Below are 6,585 nucleotides of genomic sequence, written 5' to 3'. Positions count from 1 at the left end.
ATGATCAGCTGCAGGATCGACCAGGACAGCAGCAGCGTCGCGAAGATCGTCAGCGTCCAGGTGATCCGCAGCGGATATTCCGGCTCCTCCGACAGGGTCGGCGGGATGTGGCTGGCGAGGTAGCGCTGCGCGCGCCGCGCATCGGCCCGCGCCGCCTCCAGCGACGACTGGGCGGCCACATACATCCGCGTCGCCAGCTCCAGCTCCACCTCCAGCTCCTCCTGCGTGCCGGCCGCCTCGGCCAGCGTGTCGCGGGGCGAGGCGAGCGCCGCGGATCCGCGCCCCTCGGTCAGTTCCCCGGTCAGGGGGGCGGCGGAGATCCGGCCCTCGGCTTCGGCGATCTGGGCGTCCAGGCTCTCCACCCGCCGACGCAGGGCCGAGAGCGTCGGGCTGTCGGCCCCGAGCAGGCCCTGGCGGCTGTCGTATTCCGACTGGGCCTCGGCCCGCCGGCTGCGAAGCTGGCCGATCAGCTGCATCTGCTGGGTGATGTCGCCCGAGATGTCGGCCGTGCCCTGGCCCGTGCGGAACGCCTGCAACGCCACCCGCGCCTCGCGCACCCGTTCCTCGGCCTCCACCAGGTCGACCTGGGCGAAGCGCACCGAGTCCTGCCGTGCGCCGGTGCTGAGCCCGTTGATCAGCGTCTCGCTCTCGGCCAGCGCGGCGCGGGCGAGGTCGCGGGCGTCGTCGGGGCGGAAGGCGCGGACCTCCACATAGATGATGCCGCTCGAGGTGTCGTAGGACACGGTGACGGCGCGGTTCCAGTAGTCGACCAGCTCCTCGATGGTGCGGTCATGGCCGAGCGCGAACAGCCAGTCTGCCTCGGGCCGGTTGAACACGGCGTCGAGGTCGATGTCCTGGCCGATCAGCTCGACCAGCGGCTGCGACTGCAGATATTCGAACAGCATCTGGCTGTCGCCGGCGGTGGAATCGGCCCCGCCGCCGAACAGTTCGGTCACCGGCGAAGGGATCCGCGCGTCGAGGCTGCGCACCGCGAAGCTGACCTGGCTGGCGTACTGGTCGGCGGCGACGGCGTTCAGATACCAGCCGGCCCCGATCGAGGGCGCCGCGACCAGCACGATGAACGAGAGCCAGAGCCGCACCTTGCCCCAGAAGCGGCGGCGCCGGGCGCGGGCGATGATGGCGTCGTTCTGCACGTCGACCACGACCGAGCGGCGCCGGCCCCCGCCGCCGCCTCCCCCGCCGCCCCCGCCGCGCCGGGAGACGCCGCCCTCGGTTCCGCCGGAAGCGGCCGCGCCGGTCTCCGCCACGTCGGCGTCGGCGTCGCCGTCGCGGCGCGCGAGCCTGCGCTCGCGCCGCCTCGCCTGGCGCGCGGCGTCCTCGGCGGGATCGAGCTCTTCCGCGTCCTGGGCGGCGGCGTCGCCGCGCGCGGCTGCGCCGGGGTTCCTGTCGTTCCGGTCCATCTCAGATCATTCCCCGCCGCGCCCCGCGGCGCCGTTTCATGCGCGCTTTCACGCGCGAGGCCTCGCGCTTGCGTCGCCGCTCGCGCGGGGACCCATCCCCGTCGTCTTCGCGCGACAGGCGCATGTTCTCGACATGCCGCGCGATGGCTTCCTCCAGGTCGTCGTAGATCTCGACCCGGCCGTTCTCCAGCACCATGCCGCAATTGCAGTAATCGCGAAGCTGATTGATCGAATGCGACACCATCACCACATTCGATGTCGCCAGCTTGTGTTCGAACACCTGCCGACTCTTGATCCGGAAGTTGGTGTCGCCGACCGCGGTCAGCTCGTCGACCAGATAAGTGTCGAAGGCGATGCCCATCGACACCCCGAAGGCCAGCCGCGCCTTCATGCCCGACGAATAGACCCGCACCGGCTGATCCAGATAGGGCCCGAGCTCGGCGAAGTCCGACACGTAGTCGGTCAGCATGTCCTCGTCCACGCCGTAGATCCGCGCCACGAAGCGCAGGTTCTGCGCGCCGGTCATGTCGCGGTGGAAGGACCCGGCGAAGCCCAGCGGGAAGCTGACCCGGCAATGGCGCAGGATGCGGCCGCGGTCGGGCTTGATCGAGCCCGCGATCATCGACAGCAGCGTCGACTTCCCCGCGCCGTTGCGGCCCAGCAGCGCCAGCGAGCGGGTGCGCGGGATGGTCATGGTCAGACCCTCCAGCACCGTCTTGACCCCGCCCTTGATCGGATAGGCCTTGGAGATGTCCTGAAGCTCGATCACCGCTCGGCCAGCCTCTCGTCGTAGCGTTTCAGCAGGATCAGTCCGAAGAACAGCGACACCAGCCCCACCGCGTAAGGATAGCCGAGCGAACTGAGGGTGGCGTGATAGACCGGGTAGATCGATTCCCGAAACGCCGAGATCACATGGACCAGGGGGTTCCAGGCCAGCCATTCGCGGATCTGGGTCGGCATGCTCTCGGGCAGGAAGAAGATGCCGGAGACCAGGAACAGCGGCCGGTTGACGATGCTGAAGATCTGCTCGTAGGTCGGGTAGATGTGGAACAGCACCGCGTTCATGAACCCCGCCCCGGCCGCCATCATCGTGGCCGCGCCTGCCGCGCCGGCCATCAGCGGGAAGTCGAGGCGCACCGGCTCATTGGTCCACCAGATCGCGAAGCCGAGGATGATCACCGCCACGAACAGATTGGTCAGCGTCTGCAGCACCAGCCGGGCGATCAGCGCGTCATAGGGAGTGACGTTGGGATATTGCAGCAACGCGTAGTTGTTGCGCACCGCGGTCGACATCTGCTGCGAGGTGATGCGGTAGAAGTTGAAGCTCAGGTAGCCGGTGGCGAAGAACACCATGAAGCTCTGCCCGATCTCGGGCATGCGGGCCAGCACCGAGAACGCCAGCGAGGTGATCATGATCATGCCCACCGGCTCGGCCACCGCCCAGAAATACCCGCCCGAGGTGCGGCCGTAGCGGGCGCTCATCTCGCGCATCAGCAGCGCGCGCACCACCCGCAGATGCACCCGGAACGGCGAGGTTTCGGCCGAAAGGATCGGTGCGGGGCCGGAACGCGGGTCGGTGCTGGTCGCCATGCGAAGGCGGTCTCCTGGTGGCGGTCGTCCGGGGGGCGCGTCGCAGGCGCGGGAGGCGGGCGCGAACGGCCGGCGCGGACAAGTCGCGAACGGGGCGCGCGGGCGCGTGGCCGAAGCTCGGCCGGCGCGGGCGCTGCGGTCCCGATAGCACAGCCGGGGGGGCGAAGGCGAGCAGGCGGTTTCGGCTGGCCGGGCCGCGCCCCCGCTTCGCGCGCCGGCGCCTCCCCCGCCGCGTTCCGCTCCGCCTCTGTGATGCACGCAGGACACGCTTGCGGCCCCTGCGCGATCCGCGTCTTCGCAGTGCAGCATCGGTCACGTTGGGGTCACATTGGGCATGTCATGGTGCGAATTACCAATCAGGCAAGGAGATTCGCCTGTGAAACCGCGCCAGACCCTTTGCCTCGCGGCCCTCGGCTTCGCGATTGCAGCAATCGTCGGCCTCTCCGCCACCGCGAAGACCGACCTGACCGGGGCCGCCGATGCGGCGCTGTTCGGCGATCACCTGTCCGCCGCCGCGGCGGAACCCGCCGAGGCGGGCCCGGAGCCCCGCGTCATCGGCGCCTGGCCCTGCATCGACGCGCCCGGCTGCGACCGGCCGTCGCTGGAAGGCTTCGCGGCGACCGATGGCATGCCGAAACCCCCGCCGCAGGCGATGACCGCCACCTCCGCGGTGCCGCTGCCCACGGCGCTGACCCTGCTGGGCCTCGCCCTGTCCGGCGCGGCGCTGGGCGTCCGGTCCCGGCGCCGCGTCGCCTGAGGCGCGCCGCCTCTCCGCCCGCCAGACCGCCTGCGCCGCCTGCCCGTCCCCCGGCCGTCGGAGGCTGTGGCGTTCCGCGGGTTGCCTGCGACGCCCGGGCGATGCACAACCCGGTGGCGCCGCGCGCAGGACGCGCCGCGCGCAGCGGCGGGCGCGGATGCCGCCGGCGGACGGGGAGAAGCGGAACATGCGGGTTTGGGTGATCGGCGCGGCGCTGGCGCTTGCCGGATGCGCTTCCGTCCCGATGAACGGCCCCACCTCCGGGGCGGTTCTGGCCGCGGTGGAGGATCCCGACACCACGGTTCAGCCCTTCGCCTTCGCGGCGATCACGCCCGAGACGCTGACGGCGCTGGACCGGCGGCGGCTGGAGCCCCCCTCGGATCTCACCGGCGGCGGCGGACAGAATTTCGCGTTCAAGGTCGGCGACGAGGTCTCGGTCACCATCTGGGAAGCGGTCGAGGGCGGCGTGTTCTCCGGCGGCGGCCAGATGGGCGGCTCGCGCGGCTCGGGCCTGCCCAAGCAGCGGGTCGGGGCCTCGGGCGACATCTCGGTGCCCTATGCGGGCCGGGTGCGCGCCGCCGGCCGCACGCCCGAGGCGGTGGCCGACGCCATCGTCCAGGGCCTGCAGGGCAAGGCCATCGACCCGCAGGTGCTGGTGACGCTGGACCGGTCGCCCGTCTCCGCCGTCACCGTCATCGGCGATGGCGCCGCCAAGTCCGGCCGCGTGCCGCTGCTGGGTGTGGGGGAGCGGGTGCTCGACGTGCTGGCCGCGTCGGGCGGAACCTCGGCCCCCGCGCATCGGGCGCTGGTCCGGCTGACCCGAGGCGACGCGCAGGCCGAGACCCATCTCTCCCGCATCCTGCGCGAGCCGTCGCAGAACGTGCGGATGATGCCCGGCGACGTGATCACCGTGCTCGATTCGAACGAGAGCTATTCGGTGATGGGCGCCGCCGCCCGGGCGCGCCGCGTCCCCTTCGCCACCGAGGTGGTGACCCTGGACGAGGCGCTGGCCGATTCCGGCGGGCTCAACGACAGTCTCGCCAATCCCGAGGCGGTCTACGTGTTCCGCTACGAGCCGCTGTCGCTGGTGGCCTCGCTGCCCGGGGCGACGGTGCCGCCTTCGGCCGCGCTCTCCGGGCCGATGACGCCGATGGTCTACAATCTCGACCTGTCGGATCCAGGCTCGTTCTTCCTCGCGCGGCGCTTTCTGGTGCAGGACGGGGACATCATCTACGTGGCCAACGCCAGCTTCGCCAACGCGACCAAGGTTCTGCGGCTCGTGGCCTCGGTGCTGTCGCCGGCGGCGGCGTCGCTGCGGCTGATCAACGACATGAACTGACGCGGGGCGGGGCGGGGCGGTCAGCCCGGCCGCCCGTCCGGCCCGCAGGCCTCCTCCCGGTCCGCGTCGCGCGGGCGCACCGGCAGGCGCGGCGGCGTGGGCACGTAGGCGCCGAAGCCGTTGACCTCGCCCGCGGCGATCCGGGCCACGATCTCCGCCCTGGCCCGCGCGCGGCCCGAGGCTTCGTAGAACGAGCCCTTCACCTGCGCCGCCGCCGCCAACGCCAGCGCGAAATCATCCGACAGGCTCCGGTCCACCGGCTCGGGCGCCGTCCAGAACGCCGAGAGCGGCCCCTGATGGGTCAGCCCGGGGATGTCGTAGACCGCGGCCCCCAGCGCCAGCGTCGGGCGCTGCGCCCGGATCGCGTGCAGCCCCACCGTCGAATTCACCGAGACCACGCCCGCGGCCGCCGCGATCAGCCCATCCAGCGCCCCGCCGTCGAGATGCATGACCCGGTCCGCCACGCCGTTCGCCGCCGCGGCGCGGGCCACGGCGCGGGGCCAGTTCTCCAACCCGTTGTCGAGCGGGTGCAGCTTGAACACCAGCCGCTGATCCGGCCCGGCATGGCGGGCGAAGGAGGCGACGAGCTGGTCGATCGCCTCGCGCAGGCTGTCATAGGGGGCGTTGTCGCGCAGCTGATAGTCGGCCTCCACCTGCAGGGCCGCGAGGTGATAGGGGGCCTCGCCCGAGAGGCATCGCGCCTCGACCTCCGCCGCGTGGCGGTCCCGCGCGCGGATTTTCAGCAGCTTGGGGATCCAGCCCACGTAATCGGTCAGCGCGTGGTAGCGCTTGTCCATCTGATAGAACGGGTAGGGCCAGCAGAAGAGCGCGTTGACCAGGTTGAAGATCAGTTCGTCGCGCGCCTCGCGCACGAAGCGGTGGCCGTGGCGCGGCGCAAGGTCGGGGGCGACGCCCGCCGCGCGCGCCGCTGCGGCGATGGCGCGGATCTGCTCGGGATCGTTGGGGAAATGCGAGAACGCGCCCATGCCCCGCCGCTCCAGCGTCAGCCAGTCGGGGCGCAGATAGCCGAATTCGACGGCGTGGCAGGGGATGCCGAGCCGGTCAGCCTCCTCCGCCGCGATGACGTGATAGGGCAGGCGGTCGGCGAAATAGAGCACGTCGGTGACCTGCTCGCGCGCGAGGTGCTCGGCGATCCAGGCCCGCCAGCCCGAGAGGGTCCCGCGATAGTTCGCGGCCCCCGGGCGGCGCCACAGCAGGCGGTCGGCGGTGGAGAGGTTGACGCGCAGCGCGGCATGGCCCTGCGCCTCGAATTCGGCGGCGAGCTCGGACCAGAACGCCGTCGGCGGGCCCTGCAGGAACAGCGCCCGGCGCGGGCCGGGGGCGGTGGTCTGCGTCTCGGCCTCGTCGCGCACGCCTGTCCCCTCGCGGTCCGTCTCGTCGGGCGCGGGGCTAGGCCCGGGGCGGGGTGGTGTCAACCCGGACGCCGCGTCCCCCGCTCCCCCCATGGCGCGCGCGGC

General features: G+C 71.9%; 6 protein-coding genes. 2 read left to right on the top strand and 4 right to left on the bottom strand.

Annotated elements, in window-relative coordinates:
- From ACTB72_RS04660 to ACTB72_RS04650, 3 genes are all read right to left on the bottom strand, one after another.
- The coding region (locus ACTB72_RS04660) for a hypothetical protein (protein WP_463035822.1) at positions 1–1,421 on the bottom strand (1,421 nt) is incomplete at its 3' end.
- A 1-nt stretch (position 1,422) separates the two neighbouring features.
- Positions 1,423–2,190, bottom strand: a complete 768-nt coding sequence (locus tag ACTB72_RS04655) for an ABC transporter ATP-binding protein (RefSeq protein WP_463035821.1) — start codon at positions 2,188–2,190, stop codon at positions 1,423–1,425.
- Positions 2,187–3,011 (bottom strand): ABC transporter permease, encoded by an 825-nt coding sequence (locus tag ACTB72_RS04650; protein WP_463035820.1) that lies wholly within the window; start codon positions 3,009–3,011, stop codon positions 2,187–2,189. The genes ACTB72_RS04655 and ACTB72_RS04650 overlap by 4 nt, the downstream gene beginning before the upstream one ends.
- 376 nt (positions 3,012–3,387) lie before the next feature.
- Here ACTB72_RS04650 and ACTB72_RS04645 point away from each other — a divergent pair, with 376 nt between their 5' ends.
- Positions 3,388–3,768, top strand: a complete 381-nt coding sequence (locus tag ACTB72_RS04645) for a hypothetical protein (protein ID WP_463035819.1) — start codon at positions 3,388–3,390, stop codon at positions 3,766–3,768.
- A 187-nt stretch (positions 3,769–3,955) separates the two neighbouring features.
- On the top strand, positions 3,956–5,107 hold the full coding sequence (locus tag ACTB72_RS04640; RefSeq protein WP_463035818.1) for a polysaccharide biosynthesis/export family protein: 1,152 nt from the start codon (positions 3,956–3,958) through the stop codon (positions 5,105–5,107).
- A 20-nt stretch (positions 5,108–5,127) separates the two neighbouring features.
- Here ACTB72_RS04640 and ACTB72_RS04635 read toward each other — a convergent pair whose 3' ends face one another.
- Complete coding sequence (locus ACTB72_RS04635; protein ID WP_463035817.1) at positions 5,128–6,480, bottom strand: capsule biosynthesis protein; 1,353 nt, start codon at positions 6,478–6,480, stop codon at positions 5,128–5,130.
- Between the last annotated feature and the right edge of the window lie 105 nt (positions 6,481–6,585).

It is taken from the genome of Albimonas sp. (assembly GCF_055129145.1).
This window is presented reverse-complemented; position numbering and strand designations above follow the sequence as displayed.